Here is a 24,683-nt window from a genome sequence, read left to right on the forward strand (position 1 = left end):
AACGCCATGAAGAAGGCCGCACCGTGTGGCACCCGGTCGGCTGCGACAAGTGCGGCCATTCGGGCTACGCGGGCCGGCGCGGCGTGTACGAACTGCTGCTCGTCGACGACGCGATCCGCTCGCTGATTCACCGCAACGCAGCCGACGCGGAGATTCTCGCGACGGGCCGCGCGCAAGGGATGCGCACGCTGCGCGACGACGCCGAGCGCTGGCTCGCGGCCGGTGCGACGTCGCTCGAGGAAGTGCTGCGCGTGACGGGAGGCGCATAGCGCGATGCCGGCATTCCGTTTCGAAGCGATCGATGCGGCGGGTCACGCGCAAAAGGGCGTCGTCGAAGCCGACAGCGCGCGCGGCGCGCGCGGCCAGCTGCGCACGCAGGGGCTGACGCCGCTCGTCGTCGAGCCGGCGGCCAGCGCGACCCGCGGCGCGCGCAGTCAGCGCCTCGCGTTCGGCCGCAAGCTGTCGCAGCGCGAGCAGGCGATCCTCACGCGCCAGCTCGCGAGCCTGCTGATCGCCGGGCTGCCGCTCGACGAGGCGCTCTCGGTGCTGACCGAACAGTCCGAGCGCGACTACATCCGCGAACTGATGGCCGCGATCCGTGCCGAGGTGCTCGGCGGCCATTCGCTCGCGAATGCGCTCGCGCAGCATCCGCGCGATTTTCCGGAGATCTACCGCGCGCTGGTGTCGGCCGGCGAGCACACGGGCAAGCTCGGCATCGTGCTGTCGCGGCTTGCCGACTACATCGAGCAGCGCAACGCGCTGAAGCAGAAGATCCTGCTCGCGTTCACCTATCCGGCGATCGTCACGCTGATCGCGTTCGGCATCGTCACGTTCCTGCTGAGCTACGTGGTGCCGCAGGTCGTCAACGTGTTCGCGAGCACGAAGCAGCAGCTGCCGATCCTGACGGTCGTGATGATGGCGCTGTCGGATTTCGTGCGGCACTGGTGGTGGGCAATCCTGATCGCGGTCGCGCTGGTGATCTGGTTCGTGAAGGCGACGTTGTCGCGCGACGGCCCGCGGCTCGCGTTCGACCGCTGGCTGCTTACCGCGCCGCTCGCGGGCAAGCTCGTGCGCGGCTACAACACGGTGCGCTTCGCGAGCACGCTCGGCATCCTGACCGCGGCGGGCGTGCCGATCCTGCGCGCGCTGCAGGCGGCTGGCGAGACGCTGTCGAACCGCGCGATGCGCGCGAACATCGAGGATGCGATCGTGCGCGTGCGCGAAGGCTCGGCGCTGTCGCGCGCGCTGAACAACGTGAAGACGTTTCCGCCGGTGCTCGTGCACCTGATCCGGTCCGGCGAAGCGACGGGCGATGTGACGACGATGCTCGACCGCGCGGCGGACGGCGAGGCGCGCGAACTCGAGCGCCGCACGATGTTCCTGACGAGCCTGCTCGAGCCGCTGCTGATTCTCGCGATGGGGGGGATCGTGCTCGTGATCGTGCTGGCCGTGATGCTGCCGATCATCGAGCTGAACAACATGGTGCAGTGACGGCCGTGTCGGCCGTCACCGGAACCGGGCGCTCAGCGCATGTAGATCGCGGGGGACGGCGTGTTGGCCGGCAGCTGGATTTCGGCGCGGGCGCCGTTGCGGTCGACGACGATCGAGCGGCCGCGGACTTCGGCGAGCTTCGCACCGGGCGCGACCTCGGCGCCGAGCGACACCGCGCGCGGCGGTTCGCCGCCGACGCCGACGATCGCGGCGGCGCCATGCTGGAGCGCGAGGATGCCGAACAGGTGGATGTCCTGCACGGGATTGCGCACGAGCTGGCCGCCGAATAGCGCGGCGGCCTCCTCGGTGCGGATCGGGGGCCGCGCGGCGGCGGCGGGCAGCGGCGCTTCGCGGGCCGACAGCGTGACGACCCAGTAGGTGGCCGTCGCGCACAACGCCGCGAAGAGTGCGAGGGAAAGGATCCGGATCGAGAGCGCGTTCATGCGGGCTATTGTACGGATGTATGTGAAATTTGCGTTGGGTGAAAGCCCTTGGCGATGCGCGCCTTACAATGCGTGCTCCGTGTTCGGGTCTGCTGGAAGCGTGCCGTAAGGTCGTGGTCTGGCGATCGAGGATGCGTCACTCAATCGACGATATTTTTTTGGAAAGAGGTAGTCAGTCATGCAAACGTGGATCACTCGCCGCAACGGGGCCGTTCGCCGTCAGCGCGGTTTCACGCTGATCGAGATCATGGTGGTGGTCGCGATCCTCGGGATCCTCGCGGCGCTGATCGTGCCGAAGATCATGAGCCGCCCGGACGAGGCGCGCCGCATTGCCGCGAAGCAGGACATCGGCACGATCATGCAGGCGCTCAAGCTGTACCGTCTCGACAACGGCCGCTATCCGTCGCAGGACCAGGGCCTGCAGGCGCTGATCCAGAAGCCGAGCACCGATCCGATCCCGAACAACTGGAAGGACGGCGGTTATCTCGAGCGCCTGCCGAACGATCCGTGGGGTAACGCGTACAAGTACCTGAACCCGGGCGTGCACGGCGAGATCGACGTGTTCAGCTACGGCGCCGACGGCAAGGAAGGCGGCGAAGGCAGCGATTCCGACATCGGTTCGTGGCAGTAACCGGCCGCTGATCCGTCACGCGCGACGCCCGTCCATGCAAGCCAGCCGCACGACTTTCCGCTTCGGGCGCCGCGCCGGTGTGTACCGGAAGGCGCGGGCCGCCGGCTTCACGCTGCTCGAGATGCTCGTCGTGCTCGTGATCGCGGGGCTGCTCGTGTCGCTCGCGTCGCTGTCGCTCACGCGCAATCCGCGCACCGACCTGCGCGAGGAAGCGCAGCGGGTCGCGCTGCTGTTCGAGACCGCGGGCGACGAGGCGCAGGTCCGCGCGCGCCCGATCGCGTGGCAGCCGACCGCGCACGGCTTTCGCTTCGACGTGAGCACGCCCGACGGCTGGCGCACGCTGCGCGACGACCTGCTGCGCCCGCGCGACTGGGACGGGGGCGTGACGGGCGCCGACATCGACTATCCGGGGTCCGATTCGCACGCGACGCGTGTCGTGTTCGGCACCGAGAGCATCGACACGCCGGTGCGCGTGACGCTGCATTCGACGGCCGGCAGCGCGACGATCGTCGGCACCGGCAACGGCCGCTACGAGGTGCAGTGACGATGCGTCGTCGGCCGTTCTCCCCTTCCTCCACGATGCGCCCCTCAAGGCGGCTGCGTTCCGCACGCGGTTTCACGATGATCGAGGTGCTGGTCGCGCTCGCGATCATCGCGATCGCGCTGGCCGCGTCGATCCGCGCGGTCGGCACGATGGCGACCGGCGCGTCGGACCTGCATCGCCGGCTGCTGGCCGGCTGGAGCGCCGACAACGCGCTCGCGCAGCTGCGCCTCGCGCACGCGTGGCCGCAGATCGGCGAGCAAAGCTTCGACTGTTCGCAAGGCAACGTGCAGCTCGTCTGCACGCAGCGCGTCAGCGCGACGCCGAATCCGGTGTTCCGGCGCGTCGAGGTATCGGTGAGTTCGCCGGGAAGCTCCGGCGTCCTGGCACAGATGGTCACGGTGATCGCGAATGAAACCAGCCGCTCGCTCTGACGCGCTCCGCCGTGCGCGCGTCAACGGCCCTTCCTCCGGGGCGCGTCCCCGCAGAGGGCGCCGTTCGGCACGCGGCTTCACGCTGATCGAACTGATGATCGCGATCGCGATTCTCGCGGTCGTCGCCGTGCTGTCGTGGCGCGGGCTCGACCAGATCATGCGCGGCCGCGACAAGGTTGCGTCGGCGATGGAGGACGAGCGCATCTTCGCGCAGATGTTCGACCAGATGCGCATCGACGCGCGCCGCGCGGCGACCGACGACGAAGCGGGCCAGCCCGCGATCGGCGTCGCCGGCAACACGCTGCAGATCGTCCGCGAATTCGACGTGCCGGGTGCCGCGCCGCGGCTGCAGGTGGTCCGCTACCGGATCGCGGGCGGCCGCGTCGTGCGTTACGCATCGCCGCCGTTCGACGACGCCAACCGGCTGCACGACGCGCTGAAGAATGTCAGCGTCGACGGCTGGAACGCAGTGGCGCTGATGGGCGGGGTCGGCGCGATCAACGCGAAGTTCTATGTGCCGCGCGTCGGCTGGACCACCAGCCTGCAGGCGGCCGACGACGCGCTCGCGCAGAACATCGACGCGCAGAAGGTGCCGCAGCTCGGCAATGCGCCGCCGCCACGCGCGGTGACGGGCCTGCAGGTCAGCATCGGCGCGACGTCGCTGCGCGTGCCGGTCACGCGCATCTTCCTGGTCGGGGAATGACGATGCGTGTGTGTCGCCCTTCGTCGCCCCCTCCCTCGCCCTCCTCGTCCGCGCGCGCGGACGCCGCCGGCCGCATGCGAAGCGCCGGCAGCGCGTGCCGCATCGCGCGCGCGCCGATCCGGGCGCGCAGGCAACGCGGCGCCGCCATCATCACCGCGCTGCTGGTCGTCGCGCTGGCGGCGATCCTCGTGTCGGGGATGCTGTGGCGCCAGCAGGTGCAGGTACGCCGCATCGAGAACCAGCGCGTGCTCGCGCAGGCGCAGTGGGTCGCGCGCGGCGCGCTCGACTGGACGCGGATGGTGCTGCGCTCCGAAGGCGACACGGCGCCCGGCATCACGTACCTCGGCGGCATCTGGGCCGTGCCGATCGCGAAGACGAAGCTGTCGGACTTCATGGGCAAGATCGGCATTACCGACGGCAGCGGCGGCGATGACACCTATATTTCCGGCTCGATCGAGGACGCGCAGGCGAAGTTCAACCTGCGCAACCTCGTGTCGACGCCCGCGCCCGGCGTGCTGCAGCTGAACGCCGCGCAACTGCAGGCATTCGCGCGCCTGCTGTCGACCCTCGGCTACGACGGCGCGCTCGCGAAACGGATCGCGATGCAGGTGCGCGCAGGCCTGATGCATTCGTCGTCGCGCTTCCAGATGCCGACCCTGCCCGGCGCCGGGGGCACGCCCGTGGTGCCGGAAGCGGGCACGGGCACGCAGGGCACGACCTACACCGACGAACCCGGCCTCGCCGACAGCGATCGCGGGCCGTCGCCGCTCATCATGACGGGCGTCGACAGCCTGCTCGACGTCGACGGCGTGACGCCGGAAATGGTCGAACGGCTGCGCCCGTTCGTGACCGTGCTGCCGACGACGACACCCGTGAACATGAACACCGCGCCCGCCGAGGTGATCGCGGCGCTCATGCCGGGGATGAGCGTCGCGTCGGCGCAGGCGCTCGTGTCGCGCCGCGAGACCGTGTTTTTCCGCAACATCGGCGACGTGACGCTCGCACTGCGCGGCGCCGGCGCGCCGCCGAACGTGACGCTCGACACGAGCCAGATCGATGTCAATTCGAGCTATTTCATCGTGCATGGCCGGATCCAGCACGATCGCGCCGAGGTCGATCGCACCTCGCTCGTGTATCGTGATCCGACCACGCACTCGACGCGGGTCGTGCGTATCCGCGACCAGCTATAACGACGCCATTCGGGAGAGGAGCCCTTGAGCACGCTGATTGTTTTACTGCCGCCGCGCGAGCCCGCCGTGCCGTTGCAGGAATGGCAATGGCCCGAGCTGCCGTTCATGCTCGTCGACAAGGCCGGCCAGACGCAGCGCGCCGGCCGCGCCGCGCTCACGCTGCTGCCGCGCGCGGCCGCGACGGTGCTGATCGTCGCCGCGCGCGACGTGCTGCTGCTCGCCGCGACCGTGCCGCCGCTCAAGGGGCCGAAGCTGCGCCAGGCGCTGCCGAACATCGTCGAGGATCAGTTGATCCAGGATCCGCAGGGCTGCCACATCGCGCTCGACCCGGCCGCGCTGCCCGACGCGCGCCGCGTGGTCGCGGTCGTCGATCGCGCGTGGTTCCGCACGATCTGCGACGCGTTCACCGCGGCCGGCCACCGTCACCTGCGAGCGGTGCCCGCGATGCGCTGCCTGCCGTCACCGCTCGCACCACTCGCGTCGCCCGCGGCCGATCCGGCGCAGGCGGCCGACGGTGAGGCCGGCATGGCCGACGCGGCCGATACGGCTGACACTCCGCCGACGGTGCGTCCGACCGTGGTAGCCGCGGTGCTCGGCACCGTGACGTCGGTCGAGCCCGCGCTCGTCGAAGCGGGCGCGCAGCCGGGCATGGCTGTCGCGCCGCGTCTGGAGCTTGCGGTCGCGCGCGGCGCGCTCGGCGAAGGTTTTGCCGCACCCGCGCAGCGCGCGGCCGGAACGCTCGCCGCGCTGGCGGGCGGCGCAGCGGTGGAACTGTACGAACTCGGCGAGCCGGGCGCGGAGCCGCGGCTCGCGTCGGTCACGCGCGCCGACGCAGACGCAGCGGGCGCTGCGCTGCTGCCGGGCGCGACACCGCTGCCGTTCGACGCGTTCGCGCGCCGCGCGCTCGCCGAGCGCTTCGATCTGTGCCAGTTCGAATTCGAGTCGCAGCCATGGCGCTTCGACCGCGCGACGCTCAAACGGCTGCGCTTGCCGGTCGCGCTCGCGGCGGCGACGCTCGCCGTCGCGGTGATCGGGATCAACCTGCACTGGTGGAAGCTCGCGCGCGAGCGCGATGCGCTGTCCGCGCAGATCACCGAAACGCTGCTGTCCGCGTTCCCGAAAACCACGACGGTGCTCGATCCGCCTGCGCAGATGCAGCGCCAGCTCGACCAGCTGCGGCTCGCGGCCGGCGAGCTGTCGCCGAACGATTTCCTCGCGCTCGCGAGCGGGCTGTCGCGCTCGATGGGCGCGCTGCCGCTGAACGGCATCGCGTCGCTCGATTATCACGACCGCAGGCTCGACGTCGGCTTCAAGCCGGGCGTGACGGTCGATCCGGACTTCACGCAGCGCCTCGCGCGCAACGGGCTCGCCGGCGAAGTCGACAGCAGCACGGGCAAGTGGACGATCCGGAGCCGCTCATGAAGGCAGAACTGAATCAGACCCTCGCGCAATTCTGGGGCGAGCGCACCCCCCGCGAAAAGACGCTGCTCGGCTGGGGCGGCGCCGTGCTGGCCGTCGCAATCGCGTATTCGGTGCTGTGGTCGCCCGCGCAGGAAGGCCGTGCGCGGATCACGCGCGCGCTGCCGGCGATGCGCAGCGAGCTTGCGCAGATGACCGCGCAGGCGAACGAGGCGCGCTCGCTCGCAGCCGCCGCGCAAGGCGTCGCGCCGACCGGCGCCGCGCTGAAGGATGCGCTGACGGCGTCGCTGTCCGATCACGGCCTGCCGGCGCCGCAGACCCAGGTGATCGGCACCGGCGTGCAGATCCAGATGAAGAACGTGCCGTTCCCGGCCTGGACCCAATGGCTTGACGACGCGCGCAAGCAGTTCAAGGTGCAGGTTGGCGAGGCGCACGTGAGCGCGCTGAAGGAGGACGGCCAGGTCGACCTGACGGCCGTGATGCAGCCGTCGACGCAAAAATGAGGCAGAAATGACGCGGTGGATGAAGCAAGCGGCGGTCGGTCGATGAGGCCGTGGTCGAAGCGGCTCGTCGCCGCATTGCCGTGGCTCGCGGCGGGTGGGCTTGCAACCGCAATCACGCTGGCCGCGCTCGCGCCGGCCGCGTGGATTGCGCCGCAGTTCGCGCGCGCGACGGGCGGGCATGTGAATCTCGTCGATCCGGACGGCTCGCTGTGGCACGGCTCGGGCACGCTGATGCTCGCGCCGGGCGCCGATCGCAGCGCGGCGACGCTGCTGCCGGGGCGGGTCGAATGGACGACGCGCTTCTGGCCGCTCTTCACCGGGCGCGTGCAGATGCGGATGCGGCAGACCGACGCGATGCCCGAGCCGGTCACGCTCGATGCGACGTGGCGCGGCGCTGTGCTGTCCGCGGGCGCGATCGCGGTGCCCGCGTCGCTGCTCGCGGGGCTCGGCACGCCGTTCAACACGCTCGACCTGCAGGGTGACGTGCGGCTCGGCTGGACCGACTGGCGGCTCTTCGGCAGCAACGCGTTCGGCCAGCTGACGGTGACGATCGACGAGATGAGTTCGCGCGTCTCGCGCGTGAAGCCGCTCGGTTCGTACCGCGCGGTGTTGCAGGCGAAGGGTGCGGGCGCGGATCTCGACCTCGCGACGACGAAGGGCCCGCTGTTCCTCGACGGCCACGGCGCCTTCGGTGCGGCCGGCGGATCGTTCCGCGGCACCGCCCACGCGGCGCCCGAGCAGCAGCCGAACCTCGCGGGGCTCCTGAACCTGCTCGGCCATCCGATCGGCAACGGCGAGGTGTCGCTGATCTTCGGCGGCGACGCGGCGCGCTGAAGCGCACGCAGCGCACGCTGCGTGAGCCTCAGGTCACTTCTGCGCGAGCGGCGCGCCTGTGCCAGTGGCGCCGCCAGCCGGCACGGCCGACGTCCCGCTCGCCGGCGCGGCCACGCTGCCCGTCTCGCGCGCCATCTGCGACGCGTCCCAGCCGCCGCCGAGCGCCTTCACGAGCCCGACCGACGACACCATCCGCTGTCCCGAGATCGTCGCGAGCTTCTGGTGCGCGGTGAACGCGGTCGTCTGCGCGGTCAGCACGTTCAGGTAGCCGACCGTGCCGGCCTTGTACTGGTTCGTCACGATCGCGAGCGCGTGCTCGGCGCTGTCGACCGCCTGCCGCTGCACGTCGATTTCCTGCGCGAGGATGCGTTGCGACGCGAGATTGTCCTCGACGTCCTGGAACGCGGTGAGGACGGAGAGCCGGTACGCGGCGACGTCCTGGTCGTAGGTCGCGCGCGCGGCGTCGGTCTGCGCGGCGCGCAGGCCCGCGTCGAACAGCGTTGCCGCGAGCTGCGGGCCGACCGTCCAGAAGCGCGCCGGCAGCGTGAACAGGTTCGACCACACCGAGCTCTGCACGCCGCCCTGCGCGGACAGCGTGAGCGTCGGGAAGAACGCCGAGATCGCGACGCCGATCTGCTCGTTGGCCGCCGCCGCGCGGCGTTCGGCCGCTGCGATGTCGGGCCGCCGCTCGAGCAGTGCCGACGGCACGTCGACCGGCGTGACGGGCGGCTCGGCGGTGAGCGGCATCGGCGGCAGCGAGAACGTCGACGCCGGTTCGCCGATCAGCGTCGCGATCGCATGTTCGTACTGCGCGCGCGCGACGCCGTTCTCGATCGCGGCCGCCTGCGCGCTTTGCAGCTGCGTCTGCGCCTGGATCACGTCCGCGCGGGCGGCGACGCCCTGCGCGTACTGGTTCTGCGTCAGCTGCAGCGAGCGCGCGTACGACGCGACGGTATCGTCGAGCAGCTTCTGCAGCGCGTCGGCGGTGCGCAGCTGGAAGTAGGTCTGCGCGAGCGTCGCCTGCTGCGACAGCCGCGCATTCGCGAGATCGGCGGCGGCCGCCGCTTCGCCCGCGCGCTGCGCGCCGACCGTGCGGCTGACCTTGCCCCACAGGTCGGGCTCCCACGACGCGTCGAGGCCGACGCTGTAGCTGTTGTTGATCGATCCGGAACTGCCGCCGCTGAAGCTCGACGACGACACCGACGTGTGTGGCGTGCGCGCGCGCGACGCCGATGCGTTGAAACCCACCGTCGGGAAATACGCGGCGCGCGCCTCGGCGACGAGCGCGCGCGCCTGCCGGTACGCGGCCGCCGATTGCGCGATGGTCTGGTTCGACGCATTGAGCTTGTCGACCAGCGTGTTCAGCTGCGCGTCGCTGTAGACGGTCCACCACGCGCCGCGGTCCGCGCGATCGGCCGGTTGCGCGACCTTCCAGCCGGCGGGCGCTTCCTTGAACGCAGCGGGCATGGGCGTATCGGGGCGGTGATAGTCGGGCCCGACGGCGCAGCCGGCAAGCAGCACGGCCGTCGCGAAGGCGACGGCGGCACTCAGCGGGCGACGGGCGCGCGGGGATGGGGCGTACGGCATCGTGTAATTCCTGTCTGGACGCGGCCCGGTGGACGGGCGCGCGATGCGGCCGGGCGACCGCAGGCGGACAAATGGTAACTGACGGCGGGGAAGCTGCGCAGTCGTTAGGGTACGGTGCGCGGCAGCGGGAATGTGTTACCGGCGCGGTGCGCAGGTTTACAGGGGATTACAGCAGCAGGATTACGGCGGGGGCATTACAGCCGGCAAACCGCGCATCGGCGGGTGCGTGCGGCTCGTCTCCGGCAGTGCAACATGCACGTCGTAACTGGTTGCCTGAAATAATATTGACCAAGCAATTAATTTTCAAGATACTGGTCGCGTTTTTCCAACAATGCACTGTTGCAGCGCGCGCAATCGAGAATGAACGGCGGCCTCTACGATCCCGACGACATCCAGCTGGAAACGAGTCTCGGCTACTACCTGACGAAGGCGCGTCAGGCGCTGGTCGAGCGGATGGACCGTGCGCTCGAGCCGCTCGACCTGACCGCGCAGCAAGTCGGCGTGATCCTGCTGCTGTCGCGCGGCTACGTGCGCACGCCATTCGAGCTGTCGCGCAAGATGTCGTACGACAGCGGCTCGATGACACGGCTGCTCGACCGTCTCGAGCGCAAGGGTTTCATCGTGCGGTCGCGCAGCGAGCAGGACCGCCGCGTGATCGAGCTGTCGCTGACCGAGCGCGGCGCCGACGCCGCCCGCGCGCTGCCGTCGGTGATCGCGACCGCGCTGAACGCGCAGCTCACCGGCTTCTCGGCCGACGAGCTCGCGATGCTCACGGGCCTGCTGCAGCGTTTCATCGCGAACGGCCCCGGCACGCTCGCGTGCGAATCGTCCGGCGAGCCGGACTGCTGATGCGAAGCGAGGTGCGATGTCCAGGTTAAACATTCGCTTATTTATCTGTCTGGGCAGAAGATGACGCGTCATACGCTCACCGCCAGGTGCTCTCCCCTGCCCCCGGCCGGTTCGTGCTGCGTCGCGATACGGCACGCGTTGCGCGCGCATCGTGCGCGCCGCACTTAGGAGAATCCGATGTCCGCCACCACGGCTTCCGCGGGCTCGCCCGCGTCCCGCGCCGCCGAACCGGCGCCGCTATCCGGCGGCGCCCTCGCGCTGCTCACCGTCGGGCTCGCGCTCGGCACGTTCATGGAAGTGCTCGATACGTCGATCGCGAACGTCGCGGTGCCGACGATCTCGGGCAGCCTCGGCGTCGCGACGAGCGAAGGCACGTGGGTGATCTCGTCGTATTCGGTCGCGTCGGCGATCGCGGTGCCGCTCACCGGCTGGCTCGCGCGGCGGGTCGGCGAGGTACGGTTGTTCACGCTGTCGGTGCTCGCATTCACGATCGCGTCCGCGCTGTGCGGCCTCGCGACCAACTTCGAGACGCTGATCGCGTTCCGGCTGCTGCAGGGGCTCGTGTCGGGGCCGATGGTGCCGCTGTCGCAGACGATCCTGATGCGCAGCTACCCGCCCGCGAAACGCGGGCTCGCGCTCGGGCTATGGGCGATGACGGTGATCGTGGCGCCGATCTTCGGCCCGTTGCTCGGCGGCTGGATCAGCGACAACTACACGTGGCCGTGGATCTTCTACATCAACCTGCCGATCGGCGTGTTTTCCGCAATCTGCGCGTTCGTGCTGCTGCGCGGCCGCGAGACGAAGACGACGAAGCAGCGGATCGATGCGGTCGGCCTCGCGCTGCTCGTGATCGGCGTGTCGTGCCTGCAGATGATGCTCGACCTCGGCAAGGACCGCGACTGGTTCAACTCGACGTTCATCGCCGCGCTCGCGCTGATCGCGGTCGTGTCGCTCGCGTTCATGCTCGTGTGGGAGGCGACCGAGAAGGAGCCTGTCGTCGATCTGTCGCTGTTCAAGGATCGCAACTTTGCGCTCGGCGCGATGATCATCTCGTTCGGCTTCATGGCGTTTTTCGGCTCGGTCGTGATCTTCCCGCTGTGGCTGCAGACGGTGATGGGCTACACGGCCGGCAAGGCCGGCCTCGCGACCGCGCCGGTCGGGCTGCTCGCGCTCGTGCTGTCGCCGCTGATCGGCCGCAACATGCACCGGCTCGACCTGCGGATGGTCGCAAGCTTCGCATTCGTCGTGTTCGCCGGCGTGTCGATCTGGAACTCGACGTTCACGCTCGACGTGCCGTTCAATCATGTGATCCTGCCGCGGCTCGTGCAGGGGATCGGCGTCGCGTGCTTCTTCGTGCCGATGACGACGATCACGCTGTCGAGCATCCCTGACGAGCGGCTCGCGAGCGCGTCGGGGTTGTCGAACTTCCTGCGCACGCTGTCCGGCGCGATCGGCACCGCGGCCAGCTCGACGTTCTGGGAGAACGACGCGATCTACCACCACGCGCGGCTGTCGGAATCGGTGAGCGTCTATGCGCAGAGCACGGTCGACTACCAGGGCGCGTTGTCGCAGCTCGGCGTGGCCGGCCAGATGGCGAATGCGCAGCTCAACCAGATCGTCACGCAGCAGGGCTTCATGATGGCGACCAACGACTTCTTCCACCTGTCGGCGATCATGTTCGTCGCGCTCGCGGCGCTCGTGTGGGTCACCAAGCCGAGGAAGGGCGCGGGGCCGGCGATGGGGCATTGAGCGAGCGGCGCAGGCCGTCCACTCGAATATGCATGGCGACGCCGCGATAGCCACTCGCCGCCTTTCGGTTAGTCCCTCGCCCTTAACCCGCCAAACGCAAGATCGTCCCCGGGCGCGACCGGCAGCGTCGCCCGCGCGACCTCGAGCCACGCGCGCGCCGCGTGCGACAGGTAGCCCTTTTTCAGCCAGCCGAGCGCGATCGCCCAGGTGATTTCCGGCTCGACGATCGGCCTGCAAGTGAACTGCCCCACATCGAGGCGCCGGCAGTACGGCTCGGGCAACAATGCAATGCCGACCCCCGCGTGCACGAGCGCAGCCATGAAATCCCAATGGCCGCTGCGGCTCACGATCGACGGTGTGAAACCGGCCTGACGGCACGCGTCGAGCACCGCGTCGTGCAGCGCGAGGCTTTCCGCGTAGAACACGAACGACTCGCGCGCGAGGTCGGCGAGCGGCACGGCCACTTGATCCTCCCAGCGCGACTCGCGCGGCGCGACGAGCCACAGCGGCGCGCGCACCATCGGCAGCCGCTCGAACGTCGCGGGATCGACAGGCTCCAGCAAGCCGCCGAGCTCCAGCTCGCCCGACATCAGCGCCGCCTCGATCATCCGCGCGCCCTGCTCGAACAGCTTCAGCTCGATGTTCGGGTAACGCTGCTTGTACGCGGCGATGATCGGCGTAAACAACGAGCCGCCGAGCGGCGGGATCCCGATCGCCAGCTCGCCGCGGCCGAGCGTGCCGAGGTCGTTCAGCTCCGACTGCAGCTGCGCCTGCGCGGCGAGCACGTCCTGCCCGCGCTGAAACACGATCCGCCCGGCGTCGGTCAGCACCATCTGCCGACCGTCGCGCAGCAACAGCGGCGAGCCGATCTCGTCCTCGAGCGCCTTCACCATCTTGCTGATGGTCGGCTGGGTCACGAACAGCTTGTCCGCCGCCGCGGTGAAGCTCTGCTGGCGGACCACCTCGACGAAATACCGCAGCGCGCGCAATTCCATCAGCGCCTCCCCAAATTGGTGCAACGGTCAGTGAATTCCGAATTGGAATGACAAGGATAGAGACAAGTCATTTTATTTATGGATGAGGGAATCCTATACTTGCGCCATTGAAGAAATATCTGTATGGGAGCCCGCCATGAACAAGTCGATCGCCGTTGCCGCCGCCCGGCCCGCCGTCGCTGCCGCACCTGCCGTTTCCGCCGGCGTGGCGCACACCGGACGGATCGCGCTGCAGGCCGCCGCGCTCGGCGTGCTGTGGATGGCGGTCGACTGGGTCGTGCGCGCGGTCGGGCTGCCGATCCCGTCCGGCGTGATCGGCCTCGCGGTGCTGCTCGTGCTGCTGTTTTCCGGCGGCGTCGCGACCAAGTGGGTGAAGGACGGCGCGAACTGGCTACTGTCCGACATGCTGCTGTTCTTCGTGCCGGCCGCGGTCGCGGCCGTGCAGTACGGCGGGCTGTTCCGCGAGGATGGCTGGCGGCTCGCGCTCGTCGTCGTCGCAGGCACCGCGTTCGTGATGGTATCGGTGGCCGTCGCGGTCGATCTCGCCGCGAAGCTCGAGCGCCGGCTCGCCGCGCAGCGCGTGGTCGCCGAACGCCGCCGCGTGCACGGCTGAGCCCGCCCGTTTCCGGAACCGCCTGCCTGGAGCCCGTGATGCTTGACCCGCTGTCGAACCTGTCCGCCGATCAGACAAATGCCGCGATTTCCGTCGGCTGCTTCGTGCTGACGATCGCGCTGTATTTCGCGTCGAAGCGGCTCTATGCGTACAAGAAGACGCTGCTGTTCTCGCCGCTCGTGTTCGTGCCGGGCGTGCTGGTCGCGCTCGTCGCACTGACGGGCATCCCGTATTCGGTCTACTTCCGCGACACGCGCTGGCTGATGTGGCTGCTCGGCCCGGCGACGATCGCGTTCGCGGTGCCGATCTACGACTACCGCGACCTGATCCGCCGGCACTGGCTGTCGCTGTCCGTCGGCGTCGCGGTCGGGATTGCCGCCGGGGTCTGCGGGTCGCTGCTGCTCGCGAAGCTGCTGCACCTGTCGCCGGAGCTGCAGCGCTCGCTGATGACGCGCTCGGTATCGACGCCGTTCGCGCTGGCCGTCTCCGACAAGATCCACGCGCCGAAGGACCTGACCGCGCTGTTCGTTATCGCGACCGGCATCTGCGGGATGCTGCTCGGCGAGATCGTGCTCGCGCTCGTGCCGCTGCGCACGCGGCTCGCGCGCGGCGCGCTGTTCGGCGCGGCCGCGCACGGCGTCGGCACCGCGAAGGCGCGCGAGATCGGCAGCGAGGAAGGCGTCGTGTCGAGCCTCACGATGATGATCGCGGGCGTCGCGATGGTGCTGCTCGCGCCCGTGTTGACGTTGCTGCCGATCTGAGCGGACCCGCCCCCGGCGGGCCGCCCCGCGCGCCGCGTTCCCTTCATCCCGCCTCCAGCCACCCGACAATCGGCTGAGATAGCCGCAAATCCCCCCTCTTTTCCGCCCATCGGCGTCGGGCCGGATGCCGAACAATGCATGCTACGAGACATCACGCACGCATCCACATGGCCTCCACGACCGCAAATCCGCCCGCCGGCAATCCGGCATCGTCCGGCAAGCTCAAGCGCATCGCGCTCATTGCCGTCATCGCGCTCGGTGCGGCGGCCGCCGCCGCGGGCGGCATGTACGTGTTCCTGAGCAAGGAAGGCGTCGGCCACGCCGCGGCCGCGAGCAGCGAGCCGGCGCCGCTGGCCGCGCCGGTGTTCTTCGCGCTCGATCCGCTCACCGTGAACCTGCAGTCGGACGACGGCGCCCAGCACTACCTGCGCGTCGGCCTGTCGCTGAAGCTCACCGACCCGAAGGCGCAGGAGCAGCTGACCGCGCGGATGCCGGAAATCCGCAGCCGGATCCTGCTCGCGCTGTCGAACAAGCATCCCGAGGATCTCGCGACGCCCGACGGCAAGCGCGCGCTCGCCGACGAGCTGAAGGGCCTGGCCGAGCAGCCGACCCAGCCCGGCAACCAGCGTGCGCATGTCGACGACGTGCTGTTTACCGAGTTCGTCGTCCAGTAACGCCGCCGCAAACAAGGAGCGCGCATGGGCCACGAAGAATTCATGTCCCAGGAGGAGGTCGATGCCCTCCTCAAGGGCGTCACGGGCGAAACCGACGCCGCCGACGAATCGCGCGACTCGTCGGGCGTCCGCCCCTACAACATCGCGACGCAGGAGCGGATCGTCCGCGGCCGGATGCCCGGCCTCGAGATCATCAACGACCGCTTCGCGCGCCTGCTCAGGATCGGCATCTTCAACTTCATGCGGCGCACCGCGGAAATCTCCGTGAGCCAGGTGAAGGTGCAGAAGTACAGCGAGTTCACCCGCAACCTGCCGATCCCGACGAACCTGAACCTCGTGCACGTGAAGCCGCTGCGCGGCACGTCGCTGTTCGTGTTCGACCCGAACCTCGTGTTCTTCGTCGTCGACAACCTGTTCGGCGGCGACGGGCGCTTTCACACGCGCGTCGAGGGCCGCGACTTCACCGCGACCGAGCAGCGCATCATCGGCAAGCTGCTGAACCTCGTGTTCGAGCACTACACGACCGCATGGAAGAGCGTGCGGCCGCTGCAGTTCGAATTCGTGCGCTCGGAGATGCACACGCAGTTCGCGAACGTCGCGACGCCGAACGAGATCGTGATCGTCACGCAGTTCTCGATCGAGTTCGGGCCGACGGGCGGCACGCTGCACATCTGCATGCCGTATTCGATGGTCGAGCCGATTCGCGACGTGCTCGCGTCGCCGATCCAGGGCGAGGCGCTCGAGGTCGACCGCCGCTGGGTGCGCGTGCTGTCGCAGCAGGTGCAGGCGGCCGAGGTCGAGCTGACCGCGGATCTCGCCGAGGTCCCGACGACGTTCGAGAAGCTGCTCAACCTGCGCGCGGGCGACGTGCTGCCGCTCGAGATCGGCGACGCGATCACCGCGAAGGTCGACGGCGTGCCGGTGATGGAATGCGGTTACGGGATTTTCAATGGTCAATATGCGTTGCGCGTGCAGAAGATGATCAGCGCGGGCGACACGATGAAGGAAGGTGGATATGAGTGAGCTGAATCAGACGCCCGAACTCGACGCGCAGGCGCTCGCCGATGCCGCGCTGGCGGAAACGGCCGCAGCGCAGGCCGAGCCCGAGGCCGATCCGGGCATGGACGACTGGGCGGCCGCGCTCGCCGAGCAGAACCATCAGCCGGTCCAGGCGGGCGCGACGGGCGCCGGCGTGTTCCAGCCGCTGTCGAAGGCCGCGGCGAACTCGACGCACAACGACATCGAGATGATTCTCGACATCCCGGTCAAGATGACCGTGGAACTCGGCCGCACGAAGATCGCGATCCGCAACCTGCTACAGCTCGCGCAGGGCTCGGTCGTCGAGCTCGACGGCATGGCCGGCGAGCCGATGGACGTGCTCGTCAACGGCTGCCTGATCGCGCAGGGCGAGGTGGTGGTCGTCAACGACAAGTTCGGCATCCGGCTGACGGACATCATCACGCCGTCCGAACGTATCCGGAAGCTCAACCGATGAAGTTGGCGACGTCCGGCCGCCGCGCGCTCGCCGCGGTTGCGCCGGCCGCGGTGCTGGCTGCCGCCGCGCTCGGCGTAATCTGCGTGCTCGCCGCGCACCCGGCCGCCGCCGCCGACCTGAACGCGGTGAACCACGCGGACGCGATCGCGTCGGGCGTCGTCGTCGGTTCGGCCGCGCCGTCGCTCGGCGTCGGTGCGGTGCTGCAGACGCTCGTCGGGCTCGTGGTCGTGATCGGACTCGTGTTCGGCTGCGCGTGGCTCGCGCGCCGTTTCGGCTTCCAGCCGGCAAGGCGCGGCGGCCCGCTGAAGGTGGTGTCGAGCGTCGCGGTCGGCGCGAAGGAAAGCGCGACGATCGTCGAGATCGGCGATACCTGGCTCGTGCTCGGCGTCGCACCCGGCAACGTGCGGCTGCTGCATACGCTGCCGGCCGGCGGCGCGGCCGCGAACCCCGGAGGCGGCGGCCCTGGCGCGCGCGCGTCTGCCGCAGCCGACGCGTCCGTGCCTTCCTCCGGCGGCGGGCAGCCCGGCACGTTCGACCCATACTCCAAAGGCAGTTCCTTCGGCGTGCGCTTTCGCGATGCGCTCGCGAGCGAGGCCGCGAAACGTCTCGGGCGCGGCAAGGATCGCTGAGATGCCGCCGCGCGATTGGGCCGAGTACGCCGAAGGCCATGCGCGCCCTCTTCCACTCACCGCATTCCAATGACCCACGTTTTCCTGCGCCGCGCGGCGCGCATCGCGCCCGCGCTGATCCTCGGCCTCGTCCCCGCGCTCGCCTGCGCGCAGGCGGCGGGCCTGCCTGCGTTCAACGCGGCCCCCGGCCCGCACGGCGGCACGACCTACTCGCTGAGCGTGCAGACGATGCTGCTGCTCACGATGCTGTCGTTCCTGCCGGCGATGCTGCTGATGATGACGAGCTTCACGCGCATCATCATCGTGCTGTCGCTGCTGCGGCAGGCGCTCGGCACCACGACCACACCGCCGAACCAGGTGCTCGTCGGCCTCGCGATGTTCCTCACCTTCTTCGTGATGTCGCCGGTGCTCGACCGTGCGTACACGGACGGCTACAAGCCGTTCTCCGACGGCAGCGTGCCGATGGAGCAGGCCGTGCAGCGCGGCGTCGCGCCGTTCAAGACCTTCATGCTCAAGCAGACCCGCGAGACCGATCTCGCGCTGTTCGCGAAGATCTCGAAGGCCGCGCCGATGCAGGGCCCCGACGACGTGCCGCTGTCGCTGCTCGTACCGTCGTTCGTCACGAGCGAGCTGAAGACGGGCTTCCAGATCGGCTTCACGATCTTCATCCCGTTCCTGATCATCGATATGGTGGTCGCGAGCGTGCTGATGTCGATGGGGATGATGATGGTGTCGCCGTCCACCGTGTCGCTGCCGTTCAAGCTGATGCTGTTCGTGCTCGTCGACGGCTGGCAGCTGCTGATCGGCTCGCTCGCGCAGAGCTTCGCCTGACTGCCGGGAGCCTTCGATGACACCCGAACAAGTGATGTCGCTCGCCCACCAGGCGATGATGGTCGGCCTGCTGCTCGCCGCGCCGCTGCTGCTGGTCGCGCTCGCGGTCGGCCTCGTCGTGAGCCTGTTCCAGGCCGCGACGCAGATCAACGAGACGACGCTGTCGTTCATCCCGAAGCTGCTCGCGGTGCTCGCGACGCTCGTGATCGCGGGGCCGTGGATGCTGACGACGATGCTCGACTACCTGCGGCAGACGCTGCTGCACGTCGCGACGCTCGGCGCGGGCTGAGCGGCGCGCGCCCGCGACGATGTTCTCGGTCACCTACGCGCAGCTCAACGCGTGGCTCACGGCGTTCCTGTGGCCGTTCGTGCGGATGCTCGCGCTCGTCGCGACCGCACCGGTGACGGGCCACGCGTCGGTGCCCATGCGCGTGAAGATCGGCGTCGCCGCGTTCATCGCGCTGATAGTCGCGCCGACGCTCGGGGCGATGCCGGCCGTCACCGCGTTTTCCGCGCAGGGGATCTGGATCGTCGTCACGCAGTTCCTGATCGGCGCCGCGATGGGCTTCGCGATGCAGGTCGTGTTCGCCGCGGTCGAGGCCGCCGGCGACGTGATCGGCCTGTCGATGGGCCTCGGCTTCGCGACCTTCTTCGATCCGCACACAAGCGGCGCGACGCCGGTGATGGGCCGCTTCCTGAACGCGGTCGCGATCCTCGCGTTTCTTGCGTTCGATGGCCACCTGCAGGTGCTGGCCGCGCTCGCCGCGTCGTTCCAGTTACTGCCGGTGTCGGCCGACCTGCTGCACGCGCCCGGCTGGCGCGCGCTCGCGATGTTCGGCACGACGGTATTCCAGATGGGCCTGCTGCTGGCGCTGCCGGTGGTCGCGGCGCTGCTGATCGCGAACCTCGCGCTCGGCATCCTGAACCGCGCGGCGCCGCAGATCGGCATCTTCCAGGTCGGCTTCCCGGTCACGATGCTGGTCGGCCTGCTGCTCGTGCAGCTGATGGTGCCGAACATGGTGCCGTTCTTCAGGCACCTGTTCGATATCGGGCTCGATGCAATGGGGCGGATCGCGCTCGGCTGGCGGTAGCCGCCGCCCGCGCCCCCGCCGATTCGTTGGAACAGATTGCTGGAAAACCCCTAAAGGAATCGCCGGTTCGCGAAAGGTTGCAGAAGGTTTCGGATCCCTATACTCGTTGCAACGATGCAAGAGAGCATCGCGCCACACGGACAACGAACGGAGACAACCCGATGCGACCCATCCTGCGCCACCTCGCCGTTGCAGCCAGCCTCACCTGCGCGCTCGCCGCGCACCCCGCCCTCGCCGCAGACGACGGCGGCAAGATCACGATCATGGTCGGCGGGATCGCAAAGCTGATCTACCTGCCCGCGCGCCTGACCCAGGAACTCGGCTACTTCAAGGACGAAGGGCTCGACGTCGAACTGCTGTCGCAGCCGGCCGGCGTCGACGCCGAGAACGAGCTGCTCGCGGGCGCCGTGCAGGGTGTCGTCGGCTTTTACGACCACACGATCGACCTGCAGAGCAAGGGCAAGGACGTGAAGGCGATCGCCGTGTTCGGCCAGGTGCCGGGCGAAGTCGAGATGGTGTCGACCAAGGCCGCGCCGACCTTCAAGTCGATGGCCGACTCCAAGGGCAAGACGCTCGGCGTGACGGGCCTCGGCTCGTCGACGAGCTTCCTGACCCAATACCTCGCGCTGCAGCATGGCGTGCAGTCGACGCAGTACACGATGCTGCCGGTCGGCGCCGACGCGAGCTTCATCGCCGCAATCAAGCAGGGCCGGATCGACGCCGGGATGACGACCGAGCCGACCGTGTCCGCGCTCGAGAAGATGGGCGACGCGAAGGTGCTGGTCGACATGCGAACCGTCGAAGGCACGCGCGCGGCGCTCGGCGGCACCTACCCGGCCGCGAGCCTGTACGTGCAGTCCGCATGGGCCGACGCGCACAAGGCGCAGGCGACCAAGCTCGCGCATGCGTTCGCGAAGACGATGCAGTTCATCCATACGCACAGCGCCGAGGAAATCGCCGCGAAGATGCCGGCCGACTACCAGAAGGACAAGACGCTGTACGTGAGCGCGCTGAAGGCGTCGCTGCCGATGTACACCGCCGACGCGAAGATGCCGGCCGACGGCCCGGCGACGGTGCTGAAGGTGTTGTCGGCGTTCAACCCGTCGGTGAAGGGCAAGCACATCGACCTCGCGCGCACCTACACGAACGAGTACGTGACCGCGAAGTAAGCACGACGACTCAAGAGCAAAGCAAGCGCCGCGGCGGACGATCCCGCCGCCCCGCTCCCCCGTTCCGGCCCGGCTGACCGGCCCCGGCGCCGCTCCCAAGGCAGCGTCTTCCACCCGCAGGACGAATGCGATGACCCAGGCAGTTTCACCGAGCACACCGGCGATCGAGTTTCGCAACGTGTCGTGCCGATTCATTTCCCCGGAAGGCAAGGCGACCGTCGCGCTGCGCGACTTCAGCATGAGCGTCGCGCGCGGCGAGTTCATCGCGATCGTCGGCCCGACCGGCTGCGGCAAGTCGACGACGCTCAACATGATCACGGGGCTGCTCAAGCCCGCGTCGGGCGAGGTGCGCGTGATGGGCCGCCCGGTCGACGGCATCGATCCGCGCATCGGCTTCGTGTTCCAGGCCGACGCCGTGTTCCCGTGGCGCAACGTGATCGACAACGTCGCGGCGGGCCCGCTGTTTCGCGGGCGCTCGAAGGACGTCGCGTACGCGCAGGCCGAGGAATGGATTCGCAAGGTCGGCCTCGACAAGTTCGCGAAGCACTACCCGCACCAGCTGTCGGGCGGGATGCGCAAGCGCGTCGCGCTCGCGCAGACCTTCATCAACCAGCCGGAAATCCTGCTGATGGACGAGCCGTTCTCCGCGCTCGACATGCAGACCCGCACGCTGATGCAGGACGAGCTGCTGCAGCTCTGGTCCGCGAACAAGGGCTCGGTCGTGTTCGTCACGCACGATCTCGAAGAGGCGATCGCGCTGGCGGACCGCGTGTTCGTGCTCACCGCGCGTCCGGCGACGCTCAAGCGCGTGTACGAGATCGACCTGCCGCGCCCGCGCGTCACGTCGGAGATCCGCTATCACCCGCATTTCATCGAAATTTCCAAGGACATCTGGCACGACCTGCGCGAAGAAGTGCAGATCGGGTAAACGTTACAAGGACAGGACTGGAGCATGACTGACATGACGCTTCCCACCACCGCCATTCCGGCGACGTCGCTCGAGGACGAGCAGCGCGCCGCACAGATCCGGCTGCGCCGCCGCCGGCACCTCATCATCGGCCTGCGAATCGCCGTGCTCGTCCTCGTGCTGGGCGGCTGGGAACTCGCCGCGCGGCTCAAGTGGATCGATCCGTTCTTCTTCTCGATGCCGTCGCTGATCTATGACCAGATCGTCGACTGGTTCGTGAACGGCACGTCGCAGGGCCCGCTGCTCACGCAGGTCTGGGTGACGCTCGAGGAAACCACGATCGGCTTCGTGATCGGCTCGGTCGCCGGCGTGATTTGCGGGATCGTGCTCGGCCGCAACAAGCTGATGTCCGACGTGTTCGGTCTCTATATTCAAATCGCGAACTCGATCCCGCGCGTCGTGCTCGGCTCGATTTTCGTGATCGCGCTCGGCCTCGGCATGGCGTCGAAGATCGCCCTCGCCGTCGTGATGGTGTTCTTCGTCGTGTTCGGCAACGCGTTCCAGGGCGTGCGCGAAGCGGACCGCTACCTGATCGCGAACGCGCAGATCCTCGGCGCGTCGCGCCGGCAGATCACCACGGCGGTCGTGATTCCGTCCGCGCTGAGCTGGATTCTCGCGAGCCTGCACGTGAGCTTCGGCTTCGCGCTGGTCGGTGCGGTTGTCGGCGAGTTCCTGGGTTCCAAGCAGGGCATCGGCCTGTTAATCTCCACCGCCCAGGGTGCGTTCAACGCGAGCGGCGTGTTCGCGGCGATGATCGTGCTGGCCGTGGTTGCGCTGGCCGCGGACTACCTGCTGACCACGCTGGAGAAGCGGTTGCTGAAGTGGCGCCCCGCCGCGTTCTGAACACCGTACGACAAGGCTTGACCCCGACCGCGCCTGAGGCCTTCCCGGCCCCGGGCGCCGTTCGGCATTGTGGAGAAGGAGCGTGAACGGATGACGCACAGCCTGCGCGGGCGGCTGCTCTGGTGGCTGCTGCTGCCGCTCACGGTGTTCGTGCTGATCGCGGGTGCGATGTCGCACGACACCGCGCGCCGCACCGCCGATCTGGTGCAGGACAGCGCGCTCATCGCCTCCGCGCGCACGATCGGCGAGGACATCGAGTGGCGCAACGGCTACCTGGTGGCCGATGTGCCGCCCGCCGCGCTGGAGATTTTCGAATCGCCGTCGCGCGATTCGGTGTTCTACAAGGTGATCGACGGCCACGGCCGGCTGCTCGCGGGCAATCCCGAGCTCGACGTGCCCGCGCAGCACGGCGTCGAGCCGGCGCTGTACAACACCGCGCTCGACGGCATCGCGCTGCGCGCGGTCGCGTACGATCGCCAGCTGTACAACGAAGGCCAGGTGGAGACGGTGACGGTCGCGGTCGCGAAGACGACGCGCTCGCGCGGCGCGATGCTCGACACGATCTGGCGGCCGCAGCTCGCGCGGCTGTCGCTGATGCTGCTGCTCGCGGTCGTGCTCGTCTATCTCGGCCTCACCTTCGAGTTGCGGCCGCTGATGAAGCTGAAGGACGACGTTGCGGACCGCGGGCCGATGGAGCTGGAGCCGATCCGCCCCGAACGGCTGCAGCACGAGCTGCGGCCGATCGTCGACGCGATCAACCAGTGCATCGCACGCCTGAACACGCATACCGCGACGCAGCGGCGCTTCATCGCCGATGCCGCGCACCAGCTGCGCACGCCGATCGCGGTGCTCGACACGCAGATCCAGTACGCGCAGCAGCGCGAGCGCGACGATCCGGAGCTGACCGCGATGCTCGACAGCATGCAGCGCAGCAGCCGCAAGATGGCTGACGTGACCGACAAGCTGCTGTTGCTCGCGCATGCGGAGGCGACGCCGTCGACGCTGCTGACCCATCGCGTCGATCTCGCTACGGTCGTATCGAGCGTACTCGAGGAGACGATCGTGCTCGCGCAGCGGCGCAATATCGACCTCGGCGCCGATCTCGGCGAGCATCTCGACGTGACGGGCAGCGACAGCCTGCTGACCGCACTGGTGATGAACCTCGTCGACAATGCGGTCCGCTACACGCAGCCGGGCGGCTGCGTGACGGTCGCCGCACGCCGCGAAGACGAGACGGTCGTGCTCGACGTGATCGACAACGGCCCCGGCATTCCGCCGGAAGCGCGCCCGCACGTGTTCAAGCGCTTCTACCGCGTGTCGAGCGATACTGAAGGATCGGGGCTCGGCCTCGCGATCGTGCGCGAGATCGCGCAGGCGCACGGCGGGATGGTGTCGCTCGCGCCGGGGCCCGGCAACCGCGGGATCGTCGTGACGGTGCGGCTGCCCGCGTATGTTTGAAGTGAGTATGTGATGAAACTCCTGCTGGTCGAAGACAACGCCGAACTCGCGCACTGGATCGTGAACCTGCTGCGTGGCGAGGATTTCGCGGTCGACAGCGTCGGCGACGGCGAAGGCGCCGATGCGGTGCTGAAGACCGAGCGCTACGACGCGGTGCTGCTCGACATGCGGCTGCCGGGCATCAGCGGCAAGGAAGTGCTCGGGCGGCTGCGGCGCCGCAACGACAACGTGCCGGTGCTGATGCTGACCGCGCACGGCTCGGTCGACGACAAGGTCGACTGCTTCGGTGCGGGCGCCGACGACTACGTCGTGAAGCCGTTCGAATCGCGCGAGCTGGTCGCGCGGATCCGCGCGCTGATCCGCCGCCAGGCGGGCGTCGGCGCGACCCAGCTCGTGTGCGGCGACCTCGTCTATGCGTTCGGCACGCGCGAATTCCGCTGCGGCGACGTGCCGCTCGTGCTGCGCCGCCGCGAGCACGCGATCCTCGAAACGCTGATGCTGCAGCAGAACAAGACCGTGTCGAAGGCGCGGCTGATGGACAGCGTGTTCGCGCTCGACGACGAGCCGAGCGCCGACGCGATCGACATCTACATCCACCGGCTGCGCAAGCATCTCGCCAGCAGCAGCGCGGAAATCATCACGCTGCGCGGGCTCGGCTACATCCTGCGCAGCAAGACCGCGCAAGCCTGACGCGGCCTGCACGGTCTGCGCGCGCGGCCTGCCGCTCGCTGCGGCAGCGCGTTTGCACGCCTTTGATTTCCCGCTCGCCTCCCGTCCACACTG

28 protein-coding genes and 1 pseudogene are annotated in these 24,683 nt (G+C 68.9%); 26 read left to right on the forward strand and 3 right to left on the reverse strand.

All coding sequences use genetic code 11. The features are described from left to right. Window positions 1-269: pseudogene (locus DID96_RS29820) on the forward strand (type II secretion system protein GspE); the annotation flags it as partial. A 4-nt stretch (window positions 270-273) separates the two neighbouring features. Then, entirely contained in the window at window positions 274-1,491 is a 1,218-nt protein-coding gene (gene gspF / locus DID96_RS29825; RefSeq protein WP_124602823.1) for a type II secretion system inner membrane protein GspF, read from the forward strand. A gap of 32 nt (window positions 1,492-1,523) precedes the next feature. On the opposite strand, the gene DID96_RS29830 is transcribed toward gspF, so the two are convergent. Continuing rightward, complete coding sequence (locus tag DID96_RS29830) at window positions 1,524-1,934, reverse strand: general secretion pathway protein GspC (protein ID WP_124602824.1); 411 nt, start codon at window positions 1,932-1,934, stop codon at window positions 1,524-1,526. Between the two features lie 178 nt (window positions 1,935-2,112). Here DID96_RS29830 and gspG point away from each other — a divergent pair, with 178 nt between their 5' ends. The 8 genes from gspG (at window position 2,113) to gspN (ending at window position 8,189) form a co-directional block, all read left to right on the forward strand. Further along, a complete protein-coding gene (gene gspG / locus DID96_RS29835) occupies window positions 2,113-2,565 on the forward strand; it encodes a type II secretion system major pseudopilin GspG (protein WP_124602825.1) in 453 nt (150 codons plus the stop codon). A 34-nt stretch (window positions 2,566-2,599) separates the two neighbouring features. Then, the gene (locus DID96_RS29840; protein ID WP_124602826.1) at window positions 2,600-3,109 is read left to right on the forward strand and encodes a GspH/FimT family pseudopilin; all 510 of its coding nucleotides are present in this window, start codon (window positions 2,600-2,602) and stop codon (window positions 3,107-3,109) included. A 2-nt stretch (window positions 3,110-3,111) separates the two neighbouring features. Continuing rightward, window positions 3,112-3,540 carry a type II secretion system minor pseudopilin GspI gene (gene gspI, locus DID96_RS29845; protein WP_185732408.1) on the forward strand — a complete coding sequence of 143 codons (429 nt, stop codon included), beginning with the start codon at window positions 3,112-3,114 and terminating at the stop codon, window positions 3,538-3,540. Further along, window positions 3,518-4,243, forward strand: a complete 726-nt coding sequence (locus DID96_RS29850) for a type II secretion system protein J (protein WP_124602827.1) — start codon at window positions 3,518-3,520, stop codon at window positions 4,241-4,243. Before gspI ends, DID96_RS29850 begins: the two co-directional genes overlap by 23 nt. A 74-nt stretch (window positions 4,244-4,317) precedes the next feature. Continuing rightward, window positions 4,318-5,433: a type II secretion system minor pseudopilin GspK gene (gene gspK / locus DID96_RS29855; RefSeq protein ID WP_124602828.1), complete on the forward strand. Its 1,116-nt coding sequence runs from the start codon at window positions 4,318-4,320 to the stop codon at window positions 5,431-5,433. A gap of 24 nt (window positions 5,434-5,457) precedes the next feature. Further along, window positions 5,458-6,855: a type II secretion system protein GspL gene (gspL, locus tag DID96_RS29860; protein ID WP_124602829.1), complete on the forward strand. Its 1,398-nt coding sequence runs from the start codon at window positions 5,458-5,460 to the stop codon at window positions 6,853-6,855. Further along, window positions 6,852-7,355, forward strand: a complete 504-nt coding sequence (gspM, locus tag DID96_RS29865; protein ID WP_124602830.1) for a type II secretion system protein GspM — start codon at window positions 6,852-6,854, stop codon at window positions 7,353-7,355. The genes gspL and gspM overlap by 4 nt, the downstream gene beginning before the upstream one ends. A gap of 42 nt (window positions 7,356-7,397) precedes the next feature. After that, the gene (gene gspN / locus DID96_RS29870; protein ID WP_124602831.1) at window positions 7,398-8,189 is read left to right on the forward strand and encodes a type II secretion system protein N; all 792 of its coding nucleotides are present in this window, start codon (window positions 7,398-7,400) and stop codon (window positions 8,187-8,189) included. A 33-nt stretch (window positions 8,190-8,222) separates the two neighbouring features. On the opposite strand, the gene DID96_RS29875 is transcribed toward gspN, so the two are convergent. After that, a complete protein-coding gene (locus tag DID96_RS29875) occupies window positions 8,223-9,776 on the reverse strand; it encodes an efflux transporter outer membrane subunit (protein WP_124602832.1) in 1,554 nt (517 codons plus the stop codon). 360 nt (window positions 9,777-10,136) lie between these two features. Between DID96_RS29875 and DID96_RS29880 the strand changes: the two genes are divergently transcribed. Next, the gene (locus DID96_RS29880) at window positions 10,137-10,625 is read left to right on the forward strand and encodes a MarR family winged helix-turn-helix transcriptional regulator (protein ID WP_124602833.1); all 489 of its coding nucleotides are present in this window, start codon (window positions 10,137-10,139) and stop codon (window positions 10,623-10,625) included. A gap of 177 nt (window positions 10,626-10,802) precedes the next feature. After that, window positions 10,803-12,374: a DHA2 family efflux MFS transporter permease subunit gene (locus DID96_RS29885; RefSeq protein ID WP_124602834.1), complete on the forward strand. Its 1,572-nt coding sequence runs from the start codon at window positions 10,803-10,805 to the stop codon at window positions 12,372-12,374. A gap of 68 nt (window positions 12,375-12,442) precedes the next feature. Here the strand turns inward: DID96_RS29885 and DID96_RS29890 are convergent, their stop codons facing one another. After that, window positions 12,443-13,369 carry a LysR family transcriptional regulator gene (locus DID96_RS29890; RefSeq protein ID WP_124602835.1) on the reverse strand — a complete coding sequence of 309 codons (927 nt, stop codon included), beginning with the start codon at window positions 13,367-13,369 and terminating at the stop codon, window positions 12,443-12,445. 136 nt (window positions 13,370-13,505) lie between these two features. Between DID96_RS29890 and DID96_RS29895 the strand changes: the two genes are divergently transcribed. From DID96_RS29895 to DID96_RS29960, 14 genes are all read left to right on the forward strand, one after another. Then, the gene (locus tag DID96_RS29895) at window positions 13,506-13,982 is read left to right on the forward strand and encodes a CidA/LrgA family protein (RefSeq protein WP_185732404.1); all 477 of its coding nucleotides are present in this window, start codon (window positions 13,506-13,508) and stop codon (window positions 13,980-13,982) included. A 38-nt stretch (window positions 13,983-14,020) separates the two neighbouring features. Next, a complete protein-coding gene (locus DID96_RS29900) occupies window positions 14,021-14,743 on the forward strand; it encodes an LrgB family protein (protein WP_124602836.1) in 723 nt (240 codons plus the stop codon). A gap of 134 nt (window positions 14,744-14,877) precedes the next feature. Further along, window positions 14,878-15,417 (forward strand): flagellar basal body-associated protein FliL, encoded by a 540-nt coding sequence (gene fliL, locus DID96_RS29905; RefSeq protein WP_124602837.1) that lies wholly within the window; start codon window positions 14,878-14,880, stop codon window positions 15,415-15,417. A 24-nt stretch (window positions 15,418-15,441) separates the two neighbouring features. Next, window positions 15,442-16,440, forward strand: coding sequence for a flagellar motor switch protein FliM (fliM, locus tag DID96_RS29910; RefSeq protein WP_124602838.1), 999 nt, complete (start codon window positions 15,442-15,444; stop codon window positions 16,438-16,440). Next, window positions 16,433-16,912, forward strand: coding sequence for a flagellar motor switch protein FliN (gene fliN / locus DID96_RS29915; protein WP_124602839.1), 480 nt, complete (start codon window positions 16,433-16,435; stop codon window positions 16,910-16,912). Before fliM ends, fliN begins: the two co-directional genes overlap by 8 nt. Beyond that, complete coding sequence (fliO, locus tag DID96_RS29920) at window positions 16,909-17,541, forward strand: flagellar biosynthetic protein FliO (RefSeq protein ID WP_124602840.1); 633 nt, start codon at window positions 16,909-16,911, stop codon at window positions 17,539-17,541. Before fliN ends, fliO begins: the two co-directional genes overlap by 4 nt. Before the next feature lie 69 nt (window positions 17,542-17,610). Continuing rightward, on the forward strand, window positions 17,611-18,372 hold the full coding sequence (fliP, locus tag DID96_RS29925) for a flagellar type III secretion system pore protein FliP (RefSeq protein WP_124602841.1): 762 nt from the start codon (window positions 17,611-17,613) through the stop codon (window positions 18,370-18,372). Window positions 18,373-18,388: 16 nt separating this feature from the next. Then, on the forward strand, window positions 18,389-18,661 hold the full coding sequence (gene fliQ / locus DID96_RS29930) for a flagellar biosynthesis protein FliQ (protein WP_124602842.1): 273 nt from the start codon (window positions 18,389-18,391) through the stop codon (window positions 18,659-18,661). A gap of 19 nt (window positions 18,662-18,680) precedes the next feature. Further along, entirely contained in the window at window positions 18,681-19,463 is a 783-nt protein-coding gene (fliR, locus tag DID96_RS29935; RefSeq protein ID WP_124602843.1) for a flagellar biosynthetic protein FliR, read from the forward strand. A 161-nt stretch (window positions 19,464-19,624) separates the two neighbouring features. Beyond that, window positions 19,625-20,632 carry an ABC transporter substrate-binding protein gene (locus DID96_RS29940; protein ID WP_124602844.1) on the forward strand — a complete coding sequence of 336 codons (1,008 nt, stop codon included), beginning with the start codon at window positions 19,625-19,627 and terminating at the stop codon, window positions 20,630-20,632. A gap of 130 nt (window positions 20,633-20,762) precedes the next feature. Further along, a complete protein-coding gene (locus DID96_RS29945) occupies window positions 20,763-21,560 on the forward strand; it encodes an ABC transporter ATP-binding protein (RefSeq protein WP_124602845.1) in 798 nt (265 codons plus the stop codon). Between the two features lie 33 nt (window positions 21,561-21,593). Next, complete coding sequence (locus DID96_RS29950; RefSeq protein ID WP_185732405.1) at window positions 21,594-22,442, forward strand: ABC transporter permease; 849 nt, start codon at window positions 21,594-21,596, stop codon at window positions 22,440-22,442. A gap of 90 nt (window positions 22,443-22,532) precedes the next feature. After that, window positions 22,533-23,900, forward strand: coding sequence for a sensor histidine kinase (locus tag DID96_RS29955; RefSeq protein ID WP_124602847.1), 1,368 nt, complete (start codon window positions 22,533-22,535; stop codon window positions 23,898-23,900). A 12-nt stretch (window positions 23,901-23,912) separates the two neighbouring features. Then, window positions 23,913-24,590 carry a response regulator gene (locus tag DID96_RS29960; RefSeq protein WP_124602848.1) on the forward strand — a complete coding sequence of 226 codons (678 nt, stop codon included), beginning with the start codon at window positions 23,913-23,915 and terminating at the stop codon, window positions 24,588-24,590. Window positions 24,591-24,683 lie beyond the last annotated feature (93 nt).

It is taken from the genome of Burkholderia sp. Bp8963 (assembly GCF_003854275.1).
Lineage (GTDB): Bacteria > Pseudomonadota > Gammaproteobacteria > Burkholderiales > Burkholderiaceae > Burkholderia.